The following is a 23,505-nucleotide window of genomic DNA, read 5'->3' as shown; positions in this document are numbered from 1 at the left end:
GTCGCGACGCACACGTTGGTGAGTCCGACAGGTCTAAGCGGACCCATCTGGAACCGCACGTGCATGGAGTTTCACGAGGCGGCGGACTTTCTCTTCGATCTGCGCCGGTTCGCGCCGCGGCCGGGGTTAGCCCCGACGCGGGAGCTGCTCGCTCACCTCGACGACCCCCACGAGGGCCTGCCGTGCGTCCAGGTCGCGGGGTCGAACGGGAAGGGGAGCACCGCCCGGATGGTCGAGCGCGCGCTCCGGGAGGCCGGACTCTCCGTCGGGCTGTACACCTCGCCCCATCTCTCGGACGTCCGCGAGCGAGTGCGCGTCGACGGCCGGCCGATCACGGAGGCGGCGGTCACCGACTTCGTGGGGGAGTTCCGCGAGTACGCCACCGACCGGGCGGCCGACGGCGAATCGCCCACGTTCTTCGAGACGGTCACCGCGATGGCCTGCTGGGAGTTCGACCGACAGGAGGTGGACGTGGCCGTCCTCGAAGTCGGCATCGGCGGGACGCTCGACGCGACGAGCGTCGTCGATCCGATCGCCAGCGCAGTGACGGCGGTCACGCTCGAACACACCGACCTCCTCGGCGACACCGTCGCGGAGATCGCCCGCGACAAGGCGGGCGTCGCGCCCGCGGACGCGCCGCTCGTGACCGCCGCGACGGGCGACGCGCTGGCGGCTATCCGCGACGAGGTCGACGACGTGGTGACCGTCGCCGACGAGGACTGGACCGAGGCCGAGGACGAGTCCGACGTAATCGTCAGCTACGGCGGCCGCGAGGGACTGGAGGGGGCGGTCGAGATCGACGGCAGTGAGGGCGCCGACGGCACTGCGAACGACGCCTGGCGCGTCGAGACGCACCTCCCGCTCCTGGGGGCTCACCAGGCTCGCAACGCGGGCGTCGCCGCGGCGCTCGTCCGGCAGGTCGCCGATCGTCTCGACGTGGATCTCGCGACCGAGACCGTCGAACGCGGGTTCCGCAACGCCCACTGGCCGGGCCGGTTCGAAGTGATGGGGAGAGACCCGCTCGTCGTCCTCGACGGCGCGCACAACCCCGGGGGGTGCGAGACGACGGCCGACGTGCTGGACTCGTTCGACTACGACGACCTACACCTCGTCGTCGGCGCGATGACCGACAAGGACCACCGCGGCATCGCGGCGGCGTTCGCCGACGCGAGCCTGTCGCGGGTCGTCGCCTGTCGCCCGGACCACGACCGCGCCGAGTCGGAGACGGTCCTCGCGCGTGCCTTCGAGGAAGAGACGGACGCGACCATCGACACGCACGAGGCGGTCGCGGGCGCGCTCGACCGCGCGCTCGACGCGGCCGGCCCGGACGACGCCGTCGTCGTCGCCGGGTCGCTGTACGCCGTCGCCGAGGCAAGGACCCGATGGGCGCGACCCACGATCCCGGCGCGAGTCGACACGCTCGCCGACGCACGGGAGACGCTCGGGCGGGCGCACGTGTCTGAAGCCGACGCGGCCGAGGCGAGCGGCGACGCCGTCCACCGCCTCCTGCGGACGCGGCTCCGCCCCGGGCAGGCGCGTCGACTACAGTCCGAACTCCGCGCGCTCGGCGGCGAGTGCGCGCTCTCGGCGCTGGCCGACCAGGACGAGGAACCGGTCGACGCGGTGCTGATGGCGACGCGGGCGCAGTTCGACCGGCTCGTCACCGACCTGGCCGACCGCGAGGACGACCTCGAACCGCTCGTCGACGAGATCCGGGTCGCGCTGGAGGGACGGCCCGGCCCGAACGACGCGACGGCGGTCGCGGCTCGCGGTGGGGACTCCGGCGCAGACGAGGCCGGGACCGGCGACCGCGAGTACCCCTGGGAGGACGGGACCGCCGTCATGGGCATTCTGAACATCACGCCGGACAGCTTCCACGACGGCGGCGAGTACAACTCGGTCGCCGACGCGCGCGAGCGCGCCGAGCGGATGGTCGAGGCGGGCGTCGAGATCCTCGATATCGGCGGTGAGTCGACCCGGCCCGGCGGCGAACCCGTCCCCGCCGACGAGGAGCTCGACCGCGTCGTCCCGGTGATCGAGGAACTAGCCGACCTCGACGCGATGATCTCCATCGACACCCGCAAGGCCGAGGTGGCTCGCGCGGCGCTCGACGCGGGCGCGGACCTGCTCAACGACGTGTCGGGCCTGGAAGACCCGGAGATGCGGCTGGTCGCCGCCGAGTACGACGCGCCGGTCGTCGTCATGCACAGCATCGAGGCGCCGGTCGACCCGACGACGAGCGTCGAGTACGACGACGTGGTCGACGACGTGATCGACTACCTCGCCGAGCGCGTCCTGCTCGCGGAGAAGGCGGGCCTGGACCGCTCGCAGGTCCTCGTCGACCCCGGTCTCGGGTTCGGCAAGTCCGCGGCGGAGAGTTTCGAGTTGCTCGGTCGCCTGGACGAACTCGCGGCGCTGGGCTGTCCGATTCTGGTGGGTCACTCCCGGAAGTCGATGTTCGAACTCACCGAGAGCGGGCGCGAGGGGGCGCTCGACGAGACGGTGGCGGGGACGGCGCTGGCCGCCGAACGCGGCGCCGACGTGATCCGCGTCCACGACGCCCACGAGAACGTCGCCGCCGTCCGCGTCGCCCAGGCCGCGGCCGACCCCGACCGGTTCGACGACTGAGCGGACCGTCGGCGTGTGACCGGCTGACGGGCGCCCGACAGGCTTTTCTCGCTGTCTTCCGGCACTCGGAGACATGAACGACGAGACGCCGCCCGAGGAGCCGTCGACCGACGACGCGCGCGACCACGACGAGTGGGCGCGCGCCGTCATGCAGGGGTACGACGGCGTGGCCGACGCGTACGACGCGGACCGGGAACCCGCGGCGGAACTGCCGTTCGTCGAATCGATCGCGGCCGACCTCCCGGACGGAGCGCGGGTCCTCGACGCCGGCTGCGGCGGCGGCCGCGCCGTCCTCGAAACGCTCGGCGACGAGTACGAGGCGGTCGGCGTGGACGTCTCTTCGGCGCAACTGGCGCTGGCCGACGAACGCGCTCCGGCGGCGCGTCTGGTCCGCGGCGACCTGGCGAGACTGCCGGTTGACGACGACGCCGTCGACGCGCTCACGGCGCTCCACTCGGTCATCCACGTCCCCCGGGAACACCACGAGGCCGTCTTCCGGGAGTTCGCTCGCGTCCTCCGACCGGGCGGCCGCCTGCTCCTCACCACCGGCGTCGGCGAGTGGGAAGGCGAGACCGACGACTGGCTCGACAGCGGGGCCGGGATGCAGTGGAGCTTCCACGGCCGCGAGCGGAGCCTGGAACTGCTCGACGAGGCGGGTTTCGCGGTGGAAGACGACTCGGTCGTCGACGACGAACTCGGCGGCGGCGAGTGGCTGTTCGTCCGCGCGCGGCTGCGCGAGTGAGCGCCGCGACGGCAGATGCTCGCGTCGATCGAACGGCGACCCGCGGGATCGACGCTGGGGGCCCGACGTCGGCCAGGGACCGACGGCGTGCGGTCACCGTCCGGCCGTCTCCGTTAGTTGAGAACCGGGCTGTCGACCGTCCGGAATCGGTGGGCGCAGCGGGGACACTCGACGAGGCGCCGTCCGTCGTCGTGGACGGTGGCGAAGCTTCGAGACAGGCCCCAGTGGCCGCAGTCCGGACAGCGGCGGACGAACGGGGGGATCATCGGTACTCGCCCTCCCTACGTGCCCGAGCGTGAAGGGCACGTCGGCGACCGAGCGCCCCGTCCGCCCGAACCGTTTTCACGAGGGGGGACCACCCGACGACCATGAGCGGGATCGTGTTCTTCAGGACACAGGACGAGGAGCGGGTCGTCGAGTTCTACCGCGAGCGGGTCGGCGCCGAGATGTGGATCGACCAGGACGGCTGTACGATCCTCCGCCACGGCGAGTTCAAGTTCGGCTTCTGCGGCCGGGAGACGGTCGACGACTGCGGCATCGTGACCTTCTACTACGACGACCGAGAGCGCGTCGACGAGATGTACGAACGCCTCGAAGCCCGGGCCCGCGGCCCGCCCGAAGTCAACGAGCAGTACGACGTATACCAGTTCTTCGCCGAGGACCCGGACGGGCGGACCGTGGAGTTCCAGACGTTCCTGCACCCGTTGCCCGGCGACGGGGAGTGACCGGGCCGGTCAGAACAGGCCGTACTCGGCCTGCAGGTCGCGGTAGGTCTGAAGGTAGCGTTCGAGGACGGGCGTGTGGTCGTAGTCGCTCCAGCTCTCGTCGACCGTGAGGCGTTCGAACTCGCCGGCGTCGACGATGGCGTCGGCGATCTGCTGCGGATTGGTCGTCCGGAAACTCCGCTCGACCCCCTCGATGAGTTCGTGGGCGCTGGACTCGGCCTGGTACTCGACGATGCCGACGCAGCCGCAGGCCATCGCCCAGAGGAGTTCAGTGGCGAAGTACTCGCGGTAGGCGGTCTGGACGAACGCGTGGGCGCCCCTGTAGAGCGCGACGCGCTCCTCGCGGTCGCAGGCGCCGGCGAACGTGACGCGGTCGTCGATCCGCAGGTCGCTGACCTGCCGTTCGTACTCCTCGCGCCGGTCGCCGTCGCCGATGACGGTCGCCGTCCACTCGCGGTCGCGCAGCTCGGCGAGGCCGAGCAGGAGGCTCTCCAGGTTCGCGCTCTCGTCGAGCGGGTGGGCGAAGACGACGTCGACCTCGTCGGCGGGGTCGACCTCGCGGACCGTCCCCATGTCGATGCTCTCGGGAACGACTCGCGTGGCCGCCTCGGTCGCGCCGAGTTCGCGGACGCGGGTGCGGACCATCTCCGAGGGGGTGACGACCGTCTCCGGGAGCGTCGCGGCACGCCGGTGAAAGCGCGACGTCTCGACGGAGGCGTCGCCGAACCACTCGACGACGAGCGGGGCCCGGGCCAGCGTCCCGCCGAGGCTGGCGGCGAGGACCGTCACCGGGGGGTCCGGGCGGGCGTGGACGACGTCGGGGTCATAGAGCGCGAGCAGGGCCGGGATCCGGACGGCGAAGGACGTGAGCGCGGGCGCGATGGTCACGCCGCGGTAGGTGACGCCGTCGCGTTCGACCGTCTCGTCGGTGCCGTCCCACCACTGCGTGCAGAAGACGGTCACGTCGTGACCGCGAGCGGCCAGGTGTCGTGCGACGCGTTCGAACCGGCGTGCCCCTTCGGTGTCGCGGTAGTGTGTCGTCTCCATCGAGACGAACGCGACGCGCATACGACCGAGGAGGGTACCGGGTGTCAAAAATCCCCTCCATCACACCGACTCACGGTAAGACCGCAGTACCGCGGCGGTATCGTCTCCGCGCATCGGCGTAGGACCGACCTACTCGGCCACAACGTTTATGAGAGATACTGGGTATCGGTGGGGTAGTGAACAGACGGGGGTTCCTCGCGAGTGCGGGTGCGGCGCTGTCGCTCGGAGTCGTCGGGAGACGGGCCGCGCGGTCGCCGGACCCGGTCGTCGTCCGCGTCTGGTTCAGCGACGCGGCCGCCGCGCACGACGGACTCGAAGCCCGCGTCGAGGGGTACCTCGGCGCCGCACTCGAAGCCGCCGTCGGCGCCGTCGAGATCGACTTCGCCCCCTCGCCCGTGTCGCTCCCGGCGGAGAACGGACGCCGCGTCCTGGCGGTGCACTGGCCCGCGAAGGTCGTCGAGGGCGCGGTAGGGATGGGTGACGTCGACCCCGTCGCCGACGTGAACCTGCTCGTCACGGACGGCGACCCGCGGGAACAGCCCGCGGGATACGCACGCCCGCGCGTCGCCGCGGTGACGGGCGCGAAGTACGTCGCCCGGATGTCGCCGGTCGCGGAGACGCCACCGGTGGTACCGTACTCGGTCAGGGCCGCGGCGACGCAGCTACTGCTCCACGAGGTCGGCCACGCGCTCGGGATCGGGCACGAGAACGGGTCGGCCGAGCGCGACGGCGACGCCCTCGTCGCGAGCCCGATGATCGGGAGCTACCTATGGGCGCCGGTCGAACTCCGGGAGAAACAGGTCCCCGCCAGCAACACCTGCGGGGCGTCGATTCCGGAGGACCCGTCCGCATCGGAACGGCGGTTGCGCCTGCGCTACGGCGACTGCGAGGCGCAGGCGTTGCGATGAACTGACGGTGAAAAGGGGCCGTCTCAGCTCTCGGCGGTCTCAGTTTCGGTCTCGGTCTCGTCGCCCATTCCTTCGTCGGTCTCGGTCTCAGTTTCGTCTCCCAGTCCTTCGTCGGTCTCGGTTTCGGTCATCAGTCCTTCGTCGGTCTCGGTCTCGTCACCGATCCCCCCGTCGCCGTCCGTTGGGGAATCGTCGACGCCACCGTCTGCCCCGACGCCGGGCGTTTCTGTGTCGGCTCCGGGACCTGGTCCACCGCAGCCTGCGAGGGCGACCAGGGCGACTGTGAAAACTATCGCGAGTGCACGGTACATGCGATCTCACGTACGATAGTCCGCCGTTTCGTTATTCAGGGCCCATCGGAGAAGGGACACAACGTTTCCCGAGTTTCGACAGTTTCGGCGGCAAAACCGCGACTTACCGGGACGCTCTCACACGCCTACCGTCGGCGTCTCGCGTCCAGCGGTCGAACGCCCGGAAGGACTTTCTCCGTCCCACCGTTTGCCCGGAACATGTACGACCTCGACCGGTATCTCAACGTCCGGAGCGCGTACGGTGCGTCGTTCGCGCCCGACGGGACGCTCTCGTTCATGCTGGACGCGACCGGGACGCCGCAGGTCTGGACCCTGGACGCCCCGGAAGCGTGGCCGGTCCAGCGCACGTTCTACGAGGAACGGGTCACCTTCGCGTCGTGGTCGCCCGAGCGCCGCGAACTCGCGTTCGGGATGGACGAGGGCGGCAACGAGCGCGCGCAGCTCTACCGGCTCGACGCCGCCGACGGAACCGTCGCGAACCTGACCGCCCATCCGGACGCGAAACACCGCTGGGGCGGCTGGTCCCACGACGGCGACCGGTTCGCCTTCGCCTCCAATCGCCGCGACGAGTCCGTCTTCGACGTGTACGTCCAGGACCGTACCGAGACCGGCGACGCGGCGACGCTCGTTCACGAGGGCGACGGCTGGCTGTCGGTCGGCGGGTGGGCGCCCGACGACGACCGGTTGCTCGTCTCGCAGGCCCACTGGAACTTCGACCAGGACCTGTTCGTTCTGGATCTCGACACCGGCGAGATGCGTCACCTCACGCCCCACGAGGGCGACGTGCGGTTCACGAGCGCCCAGTGGAGTCCCGAGGGGGACGCGCTGTACCTGACCACGGACTACGAGTCGAACACGAAGTACCTCGCCAGGCTCGACCTCGACGCGCTCGGGGCGGACCCCGACGAGGCCGACCTGGCAGCGGCGCTCGACACCGTGGCCGACGGCGGCGAGTGGAACGTCGGCGGCGTCGCGCTCGACGACGAGACGGGTCGGCTGGTCTACTCGCGCAACGTCGACGGATACACGGACCTCACCGTCGGCGAACTCGCCGGGCCGACCGACATCGACGAGTTCCCGACGCCGGCGCTTCCGGGGAACCTCGCCGGCGGGGTCGCCTTCGACGACGACGCCGAACGGTTCGCGCTGTCGGCCAGCGGCCGCACGGAGAACACGAACGTCTACGTGGTCGAGATGGAATCGGGCGACGTCGAGCGGTGGACCGACGCCTCGACGGCCGGCATCCCGAAGTCGACGTTCGTCGAGGCCGACCTCGTGCGGTACCCGACCTTCGACGACCGCGACATCCCGGCATACTTCTCGCTGCCCGACGAGTGGGAGCCGGGCCGGACGCCCGTGATAGTGGACATCCACGGCGGGCCCGAGAGTCAGCGCCGCCCCTCCTTCGGCGGCCTGACGCAGTACTTCCTCTCGCGGGGCTACGCGGTCTTCGAACCGAACGTTCGCGGGTCGACGGGGTACGGCCGCGAGTACACGCACCTCGACGACGTGCGAAAGCGGATGGACTCGGTGGCGGACGTCGCGGCCGCCGTCGAGTGGCTCACCGACCACGAGGCCGTCGACCCCGACCGCGTCGTCGCGATGGGCGGCTCCTACGGCGGGTTCATGGTGCTCGCGGCGCTGACGGAGTACCCCGACCTGTGGGCGGCGGGGGTCGACGTCGTCGGCATCGCCAATTTCGTCACGTTCCTGGAGAACACCGGGCCGTGGCGCCGCGAACTGCGCGAAGCCGAGTACGGGTCGCTCGAGGAGGACCGCGAGTTCCTCGAATCGGTCTCGCCGATCAACAACGTCGAGGCCATCGCGTCGCCGCTGTTCGTGCTCCACGGCGCGAACGACCCCCGCGTCCCCGTCGGCGAGGCCGAACAGATCGCCGAGGAGGCCGCCGCACAGGGCGTCCCCGTCGAGAAGCTGGTCTTCGACGACGAGGGCCACGGGATCTCCAAGCGCGAGAACAAGATCGAAGCCTACACCGCGGTCGTGGACTTCCTCGACGAACACGTATGAGCGACGAGACGGAACGGCCGGCGGAGCGCGACCTCGCAGCCCGTTCGCGCGAGCGGGTGGACGACTGGCTGGGGGACCTGCGCGAGCGCGACGACGGGTTCGAGCGCGTCGAGAAGCGCTGGGAGATGTCGCCCGCGGCCTACGACCGCGACCGCGACCGCATCGCGGAAGGCGCGAACGGCGGTGCGGGCGTGTGGATCACGAACGACGACGGCGCGGTCCTCCTCGTCCGCAACGAGGGCGACGAGGGGTGGGCCGACCCCGGCGGCAAACGCGAGGCCGGCGAGTCCTTCGCGGAGGCGGCCCGCCGCGAAGTCCGCGAGGAGACGAACGTCCGGTGTCAGGTCACGGGGATCCGCGAGGCGCACGTCCTCGAACTCGTCGACGAGACCGACCCCGACCGTCCGGCGCTCGCGAGTCTCATCGTCATCTTCGACGGGACGTACGAGGGCGGGGAGCCCCGCCCGCGCGAGGGCGAGATCGCCGACGTCGCGTGGTTCGAGTCGCGTCCGGACGCGGCGCTCTACCCGGAAGTCGTCGAGCGGCCGTTCCCGGCCAGCGAGTGACGAGTCGCGACATCGAGGGCTCCGCGCGGGCTGAACGAACAGACGGGTTTATTGGGGAGTACGCGCAGATGCGGACGATGTCCGTGGCCGAGGGTTCCCGGGACCGGGTGGAAGAGCGGCTGGTGGCACTGGAGGAGGACTACAGCGGGTTCCCGGTGAACCAGACGACGCTCGCGGTCCCGCGCGAAGCGTACGAGCGCACCGGCGAGCGCTGCAGACGGGGTATCGTCGACGCGTACGTGCAACTGTACAACGAGCGCGACGACGTGCTCCTGGTCGAGAACGACGGGGAGTGGGTCGTGCCACACGGCGAACCGCGGGCGAGCGAGCGGGTCGTCGCCGGCACCGAACGGGCGATCCGCGATCGGACCGGCGTCGACTGCGATCTCACCGACCTCGCGCGGGTGACTATCCTCGGAATCCGCGACGAGTCAGACTCCGAGCGCCCGCCGGTCTACCGGCTGATTGCGGTCTTCACGGCGGAGACCGACGGCGAGGGACCGGCCGTCACGGACGGCGCTGCGGCCGTCGACGAGGAGGCGGCCGCCGACGGGGGCGACGACTCGGCGGTCGAGCGCGAGGCGCCACCCGACGGCGTCCGGTGGCACCCGACCCTCCCCGACTCGGCCGTCCCCACGCACTGACCGGCGTCCCAGCGGGCGGCGTGAACGGCGCCACCGGAACACTTAGCACTGCGCTGGCTCCTACTCCCCGGCAGTGGCAGCCATCGAGACCGACGGGCTCACGAAGCGATACGGGTCGGTCGCCGCCGTCGAGGGGCTGGACCTGACGGTCGAGCGCGGGACCGTTTACGGCTTTCTCGGCCCCAACGGCGCCGGCAAGACGACGACGATGCGCCTGTTGACCGGGCTGACCAGACCCAGCGAGGGGACCGCGACCGTCGCCGGCGTGGACGTGCGCGAGCGCGACCGGCTCGGCGAACACATCGGCTACGTCCCCGACACGCCGCCGCTCTACGAGAAACTCACCGCGCGCGAGCAGCTCTCGGCCGTGGCGGACGTGCGCGGCCTCGACCGCGATACGGCCCGTGAACGTATCCCGGCCCTGCTGGAGCGGTTCGAACTCGACGCGGCCGACGACCGCATCGAGACCTACTCCAAGGGGATGAAACAGAAGACGAGCGTCGTCCAGGCCATCGTCCACGAACCGGCCGTGGTCTTCCTCGACGAACCGACCAGCGGCCTCGACCCCAACGCGGCACGGACGCTCAAGGCCGTCCTCACCGAGCTGCGAGACGCGGGCACGGCCGTCTTCCTCTCGACGCACGTCCTCCCGGTCGTCGACGAACTCGCCGACGTCGTCGGCCTCCTCTACGACGGCGAACTCCTCGCGGAGGACGACCCCGAGCGGCTCAAGGCCGACCTCGACGGCGAGACGCTGGAGGACGCCTTCGTCGAACTGACGACCGAGGACGACCCGACCGCGCGCCTGCGAGAGCGACCATGAGGACGGCGGGACCGGCGGTCGTCGTCACGCGCACCGCGCTCAGACAGACCTACCGGAAGGTCCGCGAGTCGCCGCGGATGACCGCCTTCTTCGTCCTCATCCCCGCCTTCTTCGCCCTCCAGATCTCGGGCGTCGTCGGCCCGGGCGCCTACGACCTGGGCCGCCAGTTCGCCAGCGGCGACGCCGCCGAACCCGTGGCCAGGGTCCGAGCCGTCGCCCTGTCGGGGCTGGTCCTCCTCTCGCTGATGGGCGTGCTCGGGGCCGCCGGCGGCAACAGCGAGTTCAAGGACCGCTACGTCGCCTTCCTGACCGCGACGAGCACCCGCGCCGTCGTCGTCGGGAGCGTCGCCCGCCAGACCGCCGTCTGGACGGCGCTGTTCTGGCCCGCGGCGCTGACGGCCGGGGTCGCCTTCGCGCTCGGGGCCGGCGAACCGCTCGCCGCCGTCTCGCTCGTCGGCGGCAGCCTCTGGCTGTTCGTCGTCGCCGGCGTGGTGACCTCCCCCGTCGGCTTCGCCGCCCGGTGGGTCCTCGACGGCTACGACCTCTCGAAGAACGCCCGCTTCGGCCTCGGCGTCGGCATGCTCGGCCTCTTCTACCTCGTCCTGTTCACCCGCGAGTACGTGAGCACCGCCCTCTCGGTGACCCCGCTCTCGTGGGCCGGCGACCTCCTGCTCGTGACCGTCCCTGGCGCGGGCGCGTCGCCGGCGCTCGCCGGCGGCTTCCTCGCGGTCTCGCTCGCGCTGGTCGTCGTCGCCGTCGCGGCGTCGGTCGCCCTCGCGGAAGCGGTCTGGTACGGCGACCACACCGTCGGATCGAGCGACGAGTCCGACCCGACCGAAACCGGGATCGAGACGCCGGTCCGCGACGTGCTCGCGTCGGTCGTCCCGCGGCCCACCGCGACGCTCATCGACGTGACGTGGCGCCGCGCCAAACGCACGCCGAAGATGCTCTGGTACGTCTACCCGGGGATCTTCGTCGGGCTCGTCATGGGCGAGCAGCTGGTCTACAGCGGCCCGTTCTCGGCGGCGATGTACCCGCCGATCGTCGCGTTCGCCGGGTCCCTCGCGGCCGGGAGCGGGTTCACCCTCAACCCGCTCGGGACCGAGGGCGACGCGCTCCCCGGCCTGCTCACCTCCGGGCTCGCCGGCGAGACCGTAGTCCGTGCGAAGGCGCTCGCGGTCGCCCTCCCGGCGATGCCGCTCGTCGTCGGCGCCGCGCTGGGCGTCGCCCTCGGCGCCGGGCCGCGGCTCCCCCTGTTCGTCGCCGCCGTCGGCGCGTTCGCGGTCTCGCTCGTCCTCCTCGCGCCGCTGCTGTCGCTCGCGCTCGGGATGCACTACCCCCCGGACTCCGAGGGCCTGCTCGGCACGAGCGTGAAGATCCCCAACAAATCGGCCTCGGCAGTCTACACCCTCGGGATGGTCGCGATCGCCGCGCCCGGCTTCGGGGCCATCGGCGTGTTCGCCCTGTCCGGACGGCTCGACCCTCCGACGCTGGTCGGCGGCGTCGGCGTGACCGTCCTCGCCGCGCTCGCGGTCGGTCGCCTGGCGTACCGCCACGCTGTCGCCGAACTCGACGGCTACTCGGTGGAGTGAGCGACGCGGGCTCTCGCGTCAATAGGTGCGGGATAGCCCGTCGCTCTGGGCGCTGTTCGTCGTGTAGTCGATCAGTCCGACCATCTCGCGGACCGTGACGAAGTTCGTCCCCTCGCTCGACCCCTCGGGGAGGTGGTATCGGACGGTCTCTTCGGAGGACGTCGCGACGATGGCCTTGTGGACGGCCGGGTGGTCGCGCAGCAACTCGCGGCGGATCGCGTCCAGGTCCTCGTTCGAATCGTCGTACTTGTCGCGGAGGATCGCCTGCCGAATCTCGTCCTGCGCGTCCCGGTCCACGCCGCTCGGACGGTACGCCCTCGGCATCCCGAAGTCGTTCGCGACGAACACGATCAGGTCGCCGGTGACCGTCTCGTTCAGGCGACGGAGCGTCCTCCCGACTGCCTCTTCGTCGAAGAATTCGATGTCGTCTCTCCGTCCACGGAGTCGGGAGATCTCCGCGCGGAGGAGCTCGTACTTCCGGTTCAGGTCGTCCGTGTCTGTGTATTCCGCGATCCAGTCGGTCACTGACGGTACTCACTCACCGTGTCGACCAAAGGCCTTGGGACCGGGAGGGAATCGGGAGGGTACCATTCGAATCGGTTGCACACGTGGCTCGCTGAGGAGAGATCTCCACCCGAGACGGTACTCGCTCTCGGAGTGCCGATCGTGCCGTCAGCTTCGGCTCTCCGCGGCGGGTCGTCGCATCGCTCTCAGATGACGCCGGTCACGCGGGCTGCTTCGCGGGCGGCCTCCTCGCTCATGCCGTCGCCGAGGATGGTGTAGCGGTCGCGGATCTCGTGGGCGGTCGTCAGCGCCTCGATGACGGTGTCGCCGTCGATGCCGAGTTCGTCGGCGGTCGTCGGCGCGTCGATGCTCGCGAGGGCGTCCCGGATGTCGCGCCACTGGCCCTTCGGGCCGGAGTGGAGGTACTCGGTCATGATCGAGCCGACGCCGACCTGGTGGCCGTGGTAGGCCTTTCCGGGCGCGATACGGTCTAGCTGGTGGGAGATGAGGTGTTCCGCGCCGGAGGCCGGCCGCGACGACCCGGCGATGGACATCGCGACGCCGGAGGAGACCAGCGCCTTGGTGACGATCCAGGCGGACTCCTCCAGTTCGGGCCGAATCGAGTCGGCGTTCTCGACGAGCATCTCGGCGGTCATCCGCGAGAGCGCGCCGGCGTACTCGTGGTACTCGACGTTCTTCAGGCGGTGGGCGAGCTCCCAGTCACGGACGGCGGTGAAGTTGGAGATGATGTCGGCGCAGCCCGCCGTGGTGAGCTCCCAGGGGGCGTCGGCGAGGATCTCGGTGTCGGCGACGACCGCCAGCGGCGGTTCCGCGGCGACGCTGTGGCGGGTGTCGCCCTCGGGGATGGAGGCGCGGCCGGAGACGATGCCGTCGTGGCTGGCGGCGGTCGGGACGGAGACGAACCCCTTGTCGACGTCCTCGGCGGCCATCTTCGTCACGTCGATGACCTTGCCGCCGCCGACGCCGACGAGGTAGCCCACGCTCTCGGCGGCGGCGACCTCGATGACCGCCTCGACGGCGCCGAAGGTCGCCTCCTCGATGCGGACGACCTGCGGGTCGAATCCGGCGTCGGCGAAGCGCTCGACGACCCGGTCGCCGGCCACTTCCGCCGGCGTCGGGCTCGTGACGATCAGCGGGTCGCCTGCGAGGTGAAGTTCGTCGACGGCCGCCACGGTGTCGTCGAGGACGCCGTGGCCCACCACCACGTTCCGCGGCAACCGGATCCAGGTCGACTTGTCGAACATACACTACCTCTCGCGGGAGGCCTGAAAAATGGTTTCGTCCTCGCGATCTCCCGTCGAAGTCCCCGAGGAGCCGCGGTCCCGAGTGAACTCAGAGGGTGTCCAGCACGCCGAGCACCCGCTCTTCCGCCTCGCGATCGGGGCCTTCTTGCGCCTCGTCGGCATCGCGCTCGGGTGAGGCCTCGACGGTCTCGGCGATGGCTTCCTCCGGAGGGACGGGATCCCAGCCGAGCGACCGGAGCTTGTTCGTGTCGAGGACGTGCGGCGGATCGCGGTAGAGCGGGAAGTCGTCGAGTTCCAGCCCGGCGGCGGCGAGTTCGCGGTGGCCGGCGGTGACGACGTCCACGTCGGTCTCCAGGGCGTCGGCGACGGTCTCGACGGTCTCCCGGAGCGTCTGGAGGCGCCAGTCGCCGACGTTGTACGCCTCGCCGGGCGTTCCTTCCTCGGCGACGGCTCGAAGACCGCGCGCGACGTTCTCGACGGCGACGCGGTGCCAGAGATTGGTGCCGTCGCCGGGGACGAGCACGCGGTCGTAGTTGGCGACGCGCTGGATCCAGTAGTCGAACCGGCGGGTGTAGTCGTGCGGGCCGTAGACGACGGGCGGCCGGAGGCTCAGCGCGTTCACCCCGTCCTCGGCGGCGGCGAACACCGCGCGGTCGCCCTCGGCCTTCCGTGGGCCGTAGGTCTCGTAGGAGTCGTCGGTCGCCTGGTCGTCGGAACAGGGTTCGAGCGCCGTCTCGCCCTCGCGCTTGGGGACCTCCTCGGCGCCGTAGGCGGCGCCGCTGGAGACGTAGACGTAGGCGTCGACGTCGTCGAACACCCGCGTCGCCGTGCGGACGTCACGGGGTTTGTACGCGACGAGGTCGACGACGACGTCGGGGTCGACGGCCGCGGCGTCGGCGAGATCGCCGTCGTCGGTGCGGTCGCCGCGCACGTGGTCGACCCCGTCGTCGTCGGCGAACGGGCTCTCGTGCTCGCCGCGGTGGAACAGCGTCACGTCGTAGCCGGCGTCGCGGAACTCGCGGACCGCGTGGCGCCCGATGAACCGGGTCCCGCCGACGAACAGCGCCTGTCGAGTCATACCGGCGATTGGGACCTCTCGCGCTTAAATTCGGGTGGCCTGCGGACGACCTCGGCCCAGCCCCGAAGAACCCGAGATCTGCGACGTGAACGGGTTTATACGCCGTATAACAATGGGTGGTCCGGCCGCGGTGTGGACCATGCAGTGCGCAAACTGTCGGGACGAAGGGGCACCGGCGTACACGCTTCGGGCACACGTCGACCGGGGCGCCGACGCGGACGACCAGGGCGACAGCGGGGCGAAAGCGCGCACGGACGGCGGCGAGCCGGCGACGGTGGACCTGCCGTTCTGTTCGCTCGAGTGCCTCAGGACGTGGACCTGACGGGAGCCAAAGAGCTATCCGGGCGGCCCGTCCACCCACACGCATGGAAAACGTCCATCCGGGACAGCGCGTCGCGGTCCTCGCCGACGCGCAGAACCTCTATCACACGGCTCGCAGTCTCTACACTCGCAACATCGATTACTCGTCCCTGCTCGACGAAGCGGTCGCCGGCCGCCAGCTCACCCGCGCCGTCGCCTACGTCATCCGCGCCGACTCCCCCGAGGAGGAGACGTTTTTCGAGGCCCTGGTCGACATCGGTTTCGAGACCAGGATCAAGGACATCAAGACCTTCGGCGACGGCTCGAAGAAGGCCGACTGGGACGTTGGGATGAGCCTCGACGCCGTGACGCTCGCCAACCACGTCGACACCGTCGTGCTCGCCACCGGCGACGGCGACTTCTCGCGGCTGTGCTCGCACCTGCGCCACGAGGGCGTCCGGACCGAGGTCATGGCCTTCCAGGAGTCGACCGCCGAGGAACTGGTCGCCGCCGCCGACCACTTCACGGACATGAGCGAAGACACAGAGCGGTTCCTCCTCTGAATCGCCCTCCCGGCTAGCGCAATCCTCGCCGTCGAAATCGTTTCCCGACGGTGAAATCAAAGAAAACAGCGATTCGTCAGTGCTGGCCGTCGGCGTCTCCGGCGTCCCCGACGTCCTCGACGTCGTCGGCCGCGTCCAGGTCGTCGAAGTCGGCGTTCGGCGCGTTGCGCTTGACGCTCTGGAGCCCGTTGATCGCACCGGTCCGGGACGCGTAGCCCTCGCCGCTGTCGCCCAGGATCTGTCCGTTCTCGTGGAGGAGCCGCCAGCGGTACTCGCCGGCGCCGTCCTCGTAGACCTCGAAGGCGGCGCCCGTGTAGTCCAGCGCGTTGGCTCCGGTGGCGTACTCCCGGACTCGCTCGACGGAGTCGCGAGCGCCCCGCTCGGACGCGAAGCCTTCGCCGCCGTCGGCGACGATCTCGTCGTTGCTCGCGCGGAGCCGCCAGCGGAACTCGCCGGCTTCGTCCTCGAAGATCTCGAAGGCGTCCTCGTCGCCGACGGTCTCGCGGACGCTCTCGACGCCGTCCTGTGCGTTCGTGCGTTCGGCGTAGCCCTGGCCGCTGTCGGCGAGGATCTCGCCGTTGCGGTGGATGAGCCGCCAGCGCCACTCGTCGGCGGCGTCGCGGTACACCTCGAACGCGGTCGGGTCGACCCTGAGGTAGTCGGCCGCACCGACGTAGTCGCGGACGCGCTCGACGGCGTCCTCGACCGCACTCCGGTCGGCGTACCCCTGGCCGCCGTCGGCGACGATGTTCCCGTTGGTGTGGACGAGTCGCCAGCGGTACTCGCCGCCGGCGTCCTCGTAGACCTCGAAGGTCCCCTGGCTCTCGCCCTCGGGGTAGGGTTCGACGGCGGGGTCTTCCTCCGCCTCGACTTCGACTTCCTCGCGGACGACGGGGGCGCCACCGGCGTTACTGCGGACGCTTTCGAGGCCCTGCTCGGCCTTCTGCCGGGAGCTGTACCCCTGGCCGCCGTCGGCGACGATGTTCCCGTTGCGGTGGCGGAGCCGCCAGCGCCACTTGCCGCCGCGGTCCTCGAAGACCTCGAAGCGGGCCTTGCTCTCCGCGGGTTCGTCGGCGGCTTCGGGTTCCGGGTCGGGGTCGGGCTCCGCGGCCGCGACCGAGTCGGTCTCCGCTTCTGCGGCGGCGGCGGTCTCTGCCTCGGGGACCCGTCGCGTGCCCCCGACGATCGGGACGAGCGCGGCGCCGACGGCGATCAACACGAGTCCGAAGGCGTACAGCGAGATCACCGGGATGGCCAGCCCCGACTCGCGCCACCCGGGATAGGCCGTCAGGAAGCCGGCGACGCCGAAGAGCGCCACCGCCCCGCCGGCGTACGAGACGAGGGTGGCCGTTCGCCGGAGCGGCAGGCGGATCACTGGTCCTATCATCAGGAGGACGAGCGATATCGCCGCCAGTCCGATCCCCGCTTTCCCGACGGTCGTCGCGGTCCCGACGTCGCTCGTCAGGAAGAGCAGGATGCCGAGTATCCCGAGCAGGATCCCGAAGACGAACACCCAGTATCCGTACACCTCGTCGTCGGTGGTCGGCTCCGCGATCCGATTGCGGTACCACTGCACCATCACGTCCGGATTTGACCGTTCGCCTGACATGTGTCGTAACTACTAGATGTATTCCGGGCAGTTAAAGGTGCACAACCATTCAACCACCGCGCGCGTGGCTATCGACGCTCGAAATCGCCGGAGAGAAAGGGAGAGGCGGGGAGAGTTCCGCAGCGGGGCGACAGACCGCGACGGTCGGTTCAGACCGGGCGGCCGTCCGAGGAGGTGCCGACGAGCAGTGCGCCGGCGGCGAGCCCGAGCGTGCCCGCGGCGATAGCGGCGAAGGGAACGGCGGCGCCGAGCGTCCCGGGACCGAAGATGAGGACCGTGCTGACCGCCAGCAACACGAGGCCGAACGCGACTTTCCGTGTATCCGTCTCTGTCATAACAGGCGCAGTTTGGTAATCGATCCGTATAAATTCTCCTGAAACCCCGTCACAGGGACACGATCGATCGTGAAAGACATCGGACATCACGTGGCGTGGTATCGATGTGCACGATCGCCGACCGGGCCGGCCCGTATCGGAGTGAGACAGATACAAGGCGGGGCGTAGCGAACGTGAGAGCGATGGACGAGCGCGACAGAGCGATGCTGACGCGGGTGGCCGACTACCAGTGGGGCGGGGGCGCCGGGGCGGCCCTGTTCGCCGACGGCGACCTGGAGGTGACCCACACGAGTTCCGGACGCCCGCGGCAGGTCATCGGCGAGGACGGTCGCCTCGTCACCTACGCCACGGACGGGCGGTTCACCCTCGGCGTCGCCGGAGGGCGACGGCTCGACGAGGGGCTCCCGGACGGCTGCTACCGGGTCGTCGTCGGCGACGAGAGCGAACCGTTCGTCCGCGACGGACGCAACGCGTTCGCGAAGTTCGTCGGCGCAGCCGACCCCGCGATCCGCCCGGGCGACGAAGTCGTCCTCACGCACGAACGCGGCGAGGTGCTCGCCGTCGGCCGCGCGGAGTTGAGCGGCCAGGGGATGCTCGACTTCGAGACCGGCGTCGCCGTGTTCGTCCGGGACAGCGTCCCGTCTACGGACGCCGGCGAAGAGTAGCTCGAAAACTGCCCTCCCGTCGTTCGCAGATTTGCGCAACCTCCCCTGAACCGAAACCGCCGGGCCCTAGTCGAACGCCGCTTTCCGGCGCGACCGACGCCGTTCGGTCCGGCGAGGAGTCGATCCTTTCGACGACCGTCTGGCAGGTCCCACGGGTTCGTCTGTCGATGGCGACGGACACCGCCTCGCGGTCCGGGCACTGAAACAGTGGCGCCGCCGGCCCCACCCGTGTCGGCCTCCCCGGGCCCGTCGGTGTCTCTTCGTCCCCGTCGACGCCGCGAGCCTTCCGCCCGACCGCTCTGCCCCACTCGGTGACGGACTGTATCGTCAGTCGTCCGCGACGGTCTGGAGGTGTTCGCTCGCTTCCGACGTTCGGTCCGCCGTCGCCACCGTCTGCTGGGCGTCGTCGTACTCGACGAGCCCCGCCTCCGCTAGCATCGGGAGGTGGTTGTGAACGAGAGCCACTTCGATCGCGTCTTCCCCGGAGCCAGATCGTTCGGACTCCGGTCGCTGACGGTTCCACGCCACGATGTCCGCCGCCAGTTCGTCGACGGGGATCGGGTGTTCGATCGTCTCGAGAGAATGCAACACGAATCGACGGCGCGAATCAGACAGCGCGGCGAACAGGTCGTCCGTTCGGTCGCTCCCCGCGTCGAACGATCGTGGATCCCTTGCAGGATGTCGGTTTGTCACACCTACGGGGAACGCGTTGACGGGGATAAGTATTGCTCGTCATATATATTATGTATTATACATTCCCCAATCTCGGGCGTTTGAATTGGGGATCTCACAACAGAAGATGCGATTCCAGTCATTCTACTCCGTTAAATTACGAATTCCACACACCGGTGCCGATCGGAGGACTGGGATCAGTCCTCCCCGTTGTCGTCTCCGTCGGCGTAGGGATCGGTGAAGAAGAAGTGGTTGAATGGCTGGACTTGGCGCTGGCGGAGGATCTCGGAACTCTCGATCGAGAGGCCCATCGCGTGCATCGAATCGGAGATGCGGACGGTGTCGGTGGTGCTCGTGCCGACGGCCTCGACGTACAGGTTCCGGCGGCCCGTCAGCGTCTCCCGGACGTCCACGACGCCGCGGATGTCGAGGATCTGGTCGACCATCTCCGACCGCTCGGTCGGCGGCGCCGTACAGACGAACATGATCTGGAGCGGGAGGTCCGCCTTCTCGTAGTCGATCTTCGGGTGATACCCTTCGATGACCCCGTCGCCTTCGAGCTCGGCGATTCGGTTCCGGACGGTGCTGGCGGACACGTCTACCTTGTCGGCAATCTCCTGGGCGGTTCGGTTGCGCGCGTCGAGCTGGAGCTCGTGCAGGATTCCCCGATCGACGTTGTCCAGTTTGACCATACAGTAATCCCGAGTGCCACACTGAAAGGTCTCGCGTCGGTCATCTCTCGGCTGTGAGGTTCCAGCGGTAGGTCCAGCGCGAGCGACCCCGAGCCAAAAAGCTGGTTGGCCAGGCTTTTTGCTCAGGGGACCGGACGTGGGGGTATGTTCCCAGGAGGCGGCGGCATGAACGACCGCAAGATGCAGCAGATGATGAAGCAGATGGGGATCGACATGCAGGACCTCGACGCCGAGGAGGTCATCATCCGGACGCCCGACGAAGAGCTCGTCTTCACGGACGCGGACGTCCAGCGCATGGACGCCCAGGGCCAGCAGACCTACACCATCGTCGGCGAGCCGGACTCGCGCGCGCTCGGCGAAGGCGGGAGTGACGAGTCGGTTATCGAAGAGAGCGAGGGCGACAGCGGGGCCGCGGAGATCCCGGACGACGACGTCGAACTCGTCGCGACGCGGGCGGGCGCGAGCGAGGACGAGGCGCGCGAGGCGCTCGAAGAGACGAACGGCGACCTGGCGGCGGCCATCGAGCGGTTAGAGTGAGCCTGCTGTTCGTCCACGAGGCGGAGGGCCGCGAGTACCTGCTCTCGCCGGGCGAGACGCTGGAGTGTGACCTGGGCGTGCTGGAAGTGCCCGGGGACGTCGAACCGGGCGAGATCGTCGAGTCGCACATCGGCGAGCCGTTCAAAGTCCGGAAGCTCCGCGGGCCGGACCTGTTCAACCACTTCGAGCGGACGGGCGCGCCGATGATGCCCCGCGACATCGGGCTGATCGTCGGCCACACCGGCGTCTCGTCGGCGGACCACGTTCTCGACGCGGGGACGGGGACGGGCGTCCTCGCCGCGTATCTCGGCCGGTGCGGCGCGACGGTGACGACCTTCGAGCGCGATCCCGAGTTCGCCGAAGTGGCGCGCGAGAACATGGAACTGGCGGGCGTCGCCGACCGCGTGGACGTGCGCACGGGCGACGTGACCGAGCAACTGGGCGACCTCGACCGCTACGACGTGGTGACGCTCGACACCGAAGACGCGGCGACGATGGTCGAACGGACGCCGAATTTGCTCCGCGACGGCGGCTACGTCGCGGTCTACTCCCCGTTCGTCGAACAGACGCGCGAAGCGGTCTCGGCCGCCCACGACGTCGGACTGACCGAGGTCGAGACGCTGGAGACCATCCAGCGCGAGATGGACTTCGACGACCGCGGGTCGCGACCCTCGACGGCCGGCGTCGGCCACACCGGCTACCTGACCTTCGCCCGCCGGGTGTAGCGACTCGCTGGGCTGTTCTCCCCGTTCGCGTCCGAGACCGGTTAGCCGACCGCTCGAAGGAGGTCGAAGAGGGTCTCCCGGTAGCCGGTCGGCCGACGGCCGAGGAGTGCGTGGTCGCCGGCTTCGACGCCGAGTCGGTCGGCCAGCGAGACTCGCGGATACGCGCCGCCACCGACGGTGATCTCGCCGTCGTACCAGACGCCGATCCACCCTTCGACGGGGACCGACTCCTCGCCCTCGAGATCCACCTCACCGGTCACTTGCCGGAGTCGCCGTCGGCTCCCGGTCTCGGCCCTGACGCGTTCGCGGCGGCCGCGCTCGACGTCGACGACACCGCGGGCTCGCAGGTCGTGGGCGAACTGTCTGACCGCCTCGCTTCGTACCGACGGCAGGACCATCGTCGGCCCGATACCGGGCGCGAGTGGCGGGCGAAAGGCGAGTCTGGTCGCGAAGGCGAAGCGCCAGGACTGGTCGACGGCGCCGTCGGTCGCGGCGCGGACCGCCGCTCGAAGGTCGGTGTCCTCGTAGACCAGCGTTCGGCCGCGCACGTCGGCGCCCTCGACGCCGAACAGCGTCTCCGTGGTGTCTTCGACGCGCTCCCAGCCGTCCCCGAGCAGGTCGTCGGGGACGGCAGGCGCGGGCACGCCGCCGTCCAGGGCGCGTCGTGGCATGTCCAGGGGCGAGTCAGCGGGCGGTCAGTGGTCGTCTTCGCGCCACTTGTGCTCGCACTCGGTGCAGGTGAAAAAGCGCGTCTCGCTCTCGTCTGCCGCGCGGATCTGTTTCATCTCCCAGAAGGCCCGGTCGTTGCCGCACTCGGGACAGCGGGCGTCGGTCGTCGGGCCCATGTCCTCGGCGCTCACGTCCGAGGTGTCGATGACCTCGGTCTCTTCCTGTCCCTGCGTGGTGACGGCGGTCTTGGCTTCCTCGGCCTCGTCGCGGGACTCCTCGTAGCCGCAGCTCCCGCAGACCCAGGCGTCGCCCTCGGTCTTCATCATCGAACCGCATTCGTCGCAGAACTTCATACCCGCCGTACACGACCACTCATTGAAAAGTGTCCGGATCCGCGGTGTGCGAGCGGGGCGCTCGCCCGGTCAGTCCGCCTCGGACCACTGGTCGCAGGCGTCCATGTCCTCCATGAGCTCGTCGTGGAGGCCGCAGTAGGGGGTGATCTTCTCGTCGACTTTGACGTACTCGAAGTGGGCGCAGTTGCCGCAGTAGGCGTCCGGGCGACCGCGCTGGCTGGCGGCTTCGATGAACTCGGCGTCGGTGCGGTCGTCGACCGTCGCCGATCCCCCGTCGGCGGTGGGCGCGGGGCCCTGGCCCGGGCCCGAGAGTATCTCGGCGTCGCGTCCACTGGTCTCCTCGGCGCTGGGCTGGTCCTCGCGGTTGGTCTGCGTCCGGACCTCGCCCTGGGGATCGTTGCCGAAGAAGCCGACGCTCCCGAGGCCCCCGGCGGGCTCGGCGTCCTCGACGAGCCGGACGTTGCCGGACTCGGTAATCTCCATGCGCGCGGTGCCGCCGGGGTCGTTGCGAGTCTTGAACGTGGCGAGGCCGGCGAACAGGCACGACAGGGTCGTCATCGCGCCGAAGAAGTAGACGACGACCGTCGCGATCGCGAGCGGGTCGCCGGCGCCGAACCACTGGTCGGGGTAGGCGACGCGGAACAGGGCGACGCCGAGGACGCTGACGCTCGCGCCGATGACGGCGGCGGCGCGGGTCGTCCTCCCGGAGGGGAGGACGGCGAAGACGCCGAGGACGGTCGCCGGGAGGCCGAGCCCGGCCAGCGTCCCGGCGAGCGTCCGCGCGGCGATCCGGTCGAGTCCGAGCGATGCCCCCGCCGTCGTCGTCGATACGGCGATGCTCCCGACGACCATCGCCGCCCCAGCCGCGAAGAGACTCGCCCCCGTGTAGAACCGACGAGAGGTCGTCACCGTCCGCAGGTGCCCCTCGTACACTTCCGTCAGGCTTGCCATACGTGACCGTCACCGTGAGAGACCAAAACAACCCGTCAGACGCACGTCAGACCGGGGCGGCGCGGTCGCTCCGCGAGGGAATCGGGGCCGGGAACGGTCGAAAAAACGGTCGAACGAGTCGAACGCGGTCAGCCGGCGGCGGGTCGTCGGTCGAATGCGGCCAGTCGGCGGTCGGACGCCGTCGGTCGGCGGTCGGACGCTATCGGTCGACGGTCTGTCGACGTTCGGCCGAACGCCGTCGGTCGGCGGTCGGACGCGGTCAGTCGGCGGTCACGTCGGCCCGCTGGTCGGTGCGTTCGCGCTCTGGCGCCGCGGTCATGCGGTAGAGCTGCCAGAGCAGCAGCACGAGCAGGCCGGCGATCACGAGGCCGGTCCGGATGTTCGGGTCGACCAGCGGCGTGGCGATGATGTCGCCGGCGTCGTTGGTCAGCGGCGCCGCCCCGTAGGGCTGGCCGGCGAGCGTTTCGACGATGCCCAGGACGACGACCCCGAGCAGGATGAGGCCGCCCCCGAGTGCCATCGCCGCTCTGTCGATCGGGTTCGTGGTGGTGTTTTGCATTGGTGGTCACCTCG

Annotated in this window: 28 protein-coding genes; 14 read left to right on the top strand and 14 right to left on the bottom strand. The window is 70.0% G+C overall.

The window, feature by feature from the left end:
* Positions 1-63 precede the first annotated feature (63 nt).
* The gene (gene folP, locus ACMGFE_RS25550; RefSeq protein ID WP_436928096.1) at positions 64-2,628 is read left to right on the top strand and encodes a dihydropteroate synthase; all 2,565 of its coding nucleotides are present in this window, start codon (positions 64-66) and stop codon (positions 2,626-2,628) included.
* Positions 2,629-2,701: 73 nt separating this feature from the next.
* Positions 2,702-3,370: a class I SAM-dependent methyltransferase gene (locus ACMGFE_RS25545; RefSeq protein ID WP_436928095.1), complete on the top strand. Its 669-nt coding sequence runs from the start codon at positions 2,702-2,704 to the stop codon at positions 3,368-3,370.
* Positions 3,371-3,483: 113 nt separating this feature from the next.
* Here the strand turns inward: ACMGFE_RS25545 and ACMGFE_RS25540 are convergent, their stop codons facing one another.
* The gene (locus ACMGFE_RS25540) at positions 3,484-3,636 is read right to left on the bottom strand and encodes a hypothetical protein (RefSeq protein WP_436928093.1); all 153 of its coding nucleotides are present in this window, start codon (positions 3,634-3,636) and stop codon (positions 3,484-3,486) included.
* A 102-nt stretch (positions 3,637-3,738) separates the two neighbouring features.
* Between ACMGFE_RS25540 and ACMGFE_RS25535 the strand changes: the two genes are divergently transcribed.
* On the top strand, positions 3,739-4,095 hold the full coding sequence (locus ACMGFE_RS25535) for a VOC family protein (RefSeq protein WP_436928092.1): 357 nt from the start codon (positions 3,739-3,741) through the stop codon (positions 4,093-4,095).
* Positions 4,096-4,104: 9 nt separating this feature from the next.
* Here the strand turns inward: ACMGFE_RS25535 and ACMGFE_RS25530 are convergent, their stop codons facing one another.
* Entirely contained in the window at positions 4,105-5,163 is a 1,059-nt protein-coding gene (locus tag ACMGFE_RS25530) for a glycosyltransferase family 4 protein (protein ID WP_436928090.1), read from the bottom strand.
* 155 nt (positions 5,164-5,318) lie between these two features.
* On the opposite strand from ACMGFE_RS25530, the gene ACMGFE_RS25525 reads away from it, so the two are divergent.
* Positions 5,319-6,050: a zinc metalloprotease gene (locus tag ACMGFE_RS25525; protein ID WP_436928089.1), complete on the top strand. Its 732-nt coding sequence runs from the start codon at positions 5,319-5,321 to the stop codon at positions 6,048-6,050.
* Between the two features lie 23 nt (positions 6,051-6,073).
* On the opposite strand, the gene ACMGFE_RS25520 is transcribed toward ACMGFE_RS25525, so the two are convergent.
* Positions 6,074-6,361, bottom strand: coding sequence for a hypothetical protein (locus ACMGFE_RS25520; protein ID WP_436928088.1), 288 nt, complete (start codon positions 6,359-6,361; stop codon positions 6,074-6,076).
* Positions 6,362-6,559: 198 nt separating this feature from the next.
* Between ACMGFE_RS25520 and ACMGFE_RS25515 the strand changes: the two genes are divergently transcribed.
* From ACMGFE_RS25515 to ACMGFE_RS25495, 5 genes are all read left to right on the top strand, one after another.
* Complete coding sequence (locus ACMGFE_RS25515; protein WP_436928087.1) at positions 6,560-8,389, top strand: S9 family peptidase; 1,830 nt, start codon at positions 6,560-6,562, stop codon at positions 8,387-8,389.
* On the top strand, positions 8,386-8,955 hold the full coding sequence (locus ACMGFE_RS25510; protein ID WP_436928086.1) for an NUDIX hydrolase: 570 nt from the start codon (positions 8,386-8,388) through the stop codon (positions 8,953-8,955). Before ACMGFE_RS25515 ends, ACMGFE_RS25510 begins: the two co-directional genes overlap by 4 nt.
* A 77-nt stretch (positions 8,956-9,032) precedes the next feature.
* Positions 9,033-9,599, top strand: coding sequence for an NUDIX hydrolase (locus ACMGFE_RS25505; RefSeq protein WP_436928085.1), 567 nt, complete (start codon positions 9,033-9,035; stop codon positions 9,597-9,599).
* 73 nt (positions 9,600-9,672) lie between these two features.
* Positions 9,673-10,422 carry an ABC transporter ATP-binding protein gene (locus ACMGFE_RS25500; RefSeq protein WP_436928084.1) on the top strand — a complete coding sequence of 250 codons (750 nt, stop codon included), beginning with the start codon at positions 9,673-9,675 and terminating at the stop codon, positions 10,420-10,422.
* On the top strand, positions 10,419-12,014 hold the full coding sequence (locus tag ACMGFE_RS25495) for a hypothetical protein (protein WP_436928083.1): 1,596 nt from the start codon (positions 10,419-10,421) through the stop codon (positions 12,012-12,014). The genes ACMGFE_RS25500 and ACMGFE_RS25495 overlap by 4 nt, the downstream gene beginning before the upstream one ends.
* 18 nt (positions 12,015-12,032) lie before the next feature.
* On the opposite strand, the gene ACMGFE_RS25490 is transcribed toward ACMGFE_RS25495, so the two are convergent.
* The 3 genes from ACMGFE_RS25490 to ACMGFE_RS25480 form a co-directional block, all read right to left on the bottom strand.
* Positions 12,033-12,539, bottom strand: a complete 507-nt coding sequence (locus tag ACMGFE_RS25490) for a hypothetical protein (RefSeq protein WP_436928082.1) — start codon at positions 12,537-12,539, stop codon at positions 12,033-12,035.
* 185 nt (positions 12,540-12,724) lie between these two features.
* Positions 12,725-13,783, bottom strand: a complete 1,059-nt coding sequence (locus ACMGFE_RS25485) for an NAD(P)-dependent glycerol-1-phosphate dehydrogenase (RefSeq protein ID WP_436928081.1) — start codon at positions 13,781-13,783, stop codon at positions 12,725-12,727.
* 88 nt (positions 13,784-13,871) lie between these two features.
* Positions 13,872-14,861 (bottom strand): NAD-dependent epimerase/dehydratase family protein, encoded by a 990-nt coding sequence (locus ACMGFE_RS25480; RefSeq protein WP_436928080.1) that lies wholly within the window; start codon positions 14,859-14,861, stop codon positions 13,872-13,874.
* Between the two features lie 139 nt (positions 14,862-15,000).
* On the opposite strand from ACMGFE_RS25480, the gene ACMGFE_RS25475 reads away from it, so the two are divergent.
* Positions 15,001-15,183, top strand: a complete 183-nt coding sequence (locus ACMGFE_RS25475; protein WP_436928079.1) for a hypothetical protein — start codon at positions 15,001-15,003, stop codon at positions 15,181-15,183.
* Positions 15,184-15,226: 43 nt separating this feature from the next.
* Positions 15,227-15,724, top strand: coding sequence for a LabA-like NYN domain-containing protein (locus ACMGFE_RS25470; protein ID WP_436928078.1), 498 nt, complete (start codon positions 15,227-15,229; stop codon positions 15,722-15,724).
* 76 nt (positions 15,725-15,800) lie between these two features.
* Here the strand turns inward: ACMGFE_RS25470 and ACMGFE_RS25465 are convergent, their stop codons facing one another.
* On the bottom strand, positions 15,801-17,333 hold the full coding sequence (locus ACMGFE_RS25465; RefSeq protein ID WP_436928077.1) for an HVO_2922 family protein: 1,533 nt from the start codon (positions 17,331-17,333) through the stop codon (positions 15,801-15,803).
* A gap of 149 nt (positions 17,334-17,482) precedes the next feature.
* Positions 17,483-17,668, bottom strand: a complete 186-nt coding sequence (locus ACMGFE_RS25460; RefSeq protein WP_436928076.1) for a hypothetical protein — start codon at positions 17,666-17,668, stop codon at positions 17,483-17,485.
* A 182-nt stretch (positions 17,669-17,850) separates the two neighbouring features.
* On the opposite strand from ACMGFE_RS25460, the gene ACMGFE_RS25455 reads away from it, so the two are divergent.
* Positions 17,851-18,333 carry a PUA domain-containing protein gene (locus ACMGFE_RS25455; protein WP_436928074.1) on the top strand — a complete coding sequence of 161 codons (483 nt, stop codon included), beginning with the start codon at positions 17,851-17,853 and terminating at the stop codon, positions 18,331-18,333.
* A gap of 327 nt (positions 18,334-18,660) precedes the next feature.
* Here the strand turns inward: ACMGFE_RS25455 and ACMGFE_RS25450 are convergent, their stop codons facing one another.
* Both ACMGFE_RS25450 and ACMGFE_RS25445 read right to left on the bottom strand, forming a co-directional pair.
* Positions 18,661-19,026 carry a DUF7344 domain-containing protein gene (locus ACMGFE_RS25450; protein WP_436928073.1) on the bottom strand — a complete coding sequence of 122 codons (366 nt, stop codon included), beginning with the start codon at positions 19,024-19,026 and terminating at the stop codon, positions 18,661-18,663.
* Positions 19,027-19,202: 176 nt separating this feature from the next.
* The gene (locus tag ACMGFE_RS25445; protein WP_436928072.1) at positions 19,203-19,697 is read right to left on the bottom strand and encodes an Lrp/AsnC family transcriptional regulator; all 495 of its coding nucleotides are present in this window, start codon (positions 19,695-19,697) and stop codon (positions 19,203-19,205) included.
* Between the two features lie 144 nt (positions 19,698-19,841).
* Here ACMGFE_RS25445 and ACMGFE_RS25440 point away from each other — a divergent pair, with 144 nt between their 5' ends.
* Both ACMGFE_RS25440 and ACMGFE_RS25435 read left to right on the top strand, forming a co-directional pair.
* Positions 19,842-20,234 carry a nascent polypeptide-associated complex protein gene (locus tag ACMGFE_RS25440; RefSeq protein ID WP_436928071.1) on the top strand — a complete coding sequence of 131 codons (393 nt, stop codon included), beginning with the start codon at positions 19,842-19,844 and terminating at the stop codon, positions 20,232-20,234.
* Entirely contained in the window at positions 20,231-20,959 is a 729-nt protein-coding gene (locus ACMGFE_RS25435; RefSeq protein WP_436928070.1) for a methyltransferase domain-containing protein, read from the top strand. Before ACMGFE_RS25440 ends, ACMGFE_RS25435 begins: the two co-directional genes overlap by 4 nt.
* A 41-nt stretch (positions 20,960-21,000) precedes the next feature.
* On the opposite strand, the gene ACMGFE_RS25430 is transcribed toward ACMGFE_RS25435, so the two are convergent.
* From ACMGFE_RS25430 to ACMGFE_RS25415, 4 genes are all read right to left on the bottom strand, one after another.
* Positions 21,001-21,630 (bottom strand): DUF6517 family protein, encoded by a 630-nt coding sequence (locus tag ACMGFE_RS25430; RefSeq protein ID WP_436928069.1) that lies wholly within the window; start codon positions 21,628-21,630, stop codon positions 21,001-21,003.
* Between the two features lie 24 nt (positions 21,631-21,654).
* Positions 21,655-21,981, bottom strand: a complete 327-nt coding sequence (locus ACMGFE_RS25425; RefSeq protein ID WP_415380933.1) for a transcription factor S — start codon at positions 21,979-21,981, stop codon at positions 21,655-21,657.
* Between the two features lie 69 nt (positions 21,982-22,050).
* Entirely contained in the window at positions 22,051-22,932 is an 882-nt protein-coding gene (locus ACMGFE_RS25420; protein WP_436928068.1) for a cell division protein CdpA domain-containing protein, read from the bottom strand.
* 259 nt (positions 22,933-23,191) lie between these two features.
* A complete protein-coding gene (locus ACMGFE_RS25415; RefSeq protein WP_436928067.1) occupies positions 23,192-23,491 on the bottom strand; it encodes a hypothetical protein in 300 nt (99 codons plus the stop codon).
* Between the last annotated feature and the right edge of the window lie 14 nt (positions 23,492-23,505).

It is taken from the genome of Halosimplex amylolyticum, from assembly GCF_051414035.1.
Lineage (GTDB): Archaea > Halobacteriota > Halobacteria > Halobacteriales > Haloarculaceae > Halosimplex > Halosimplex amylolyticum.
The sequence above is the reverse complement of the archived record's forward strand: the minus strand, read 5'-3'. Positions and strand labels throughout refer to the sequence as shown.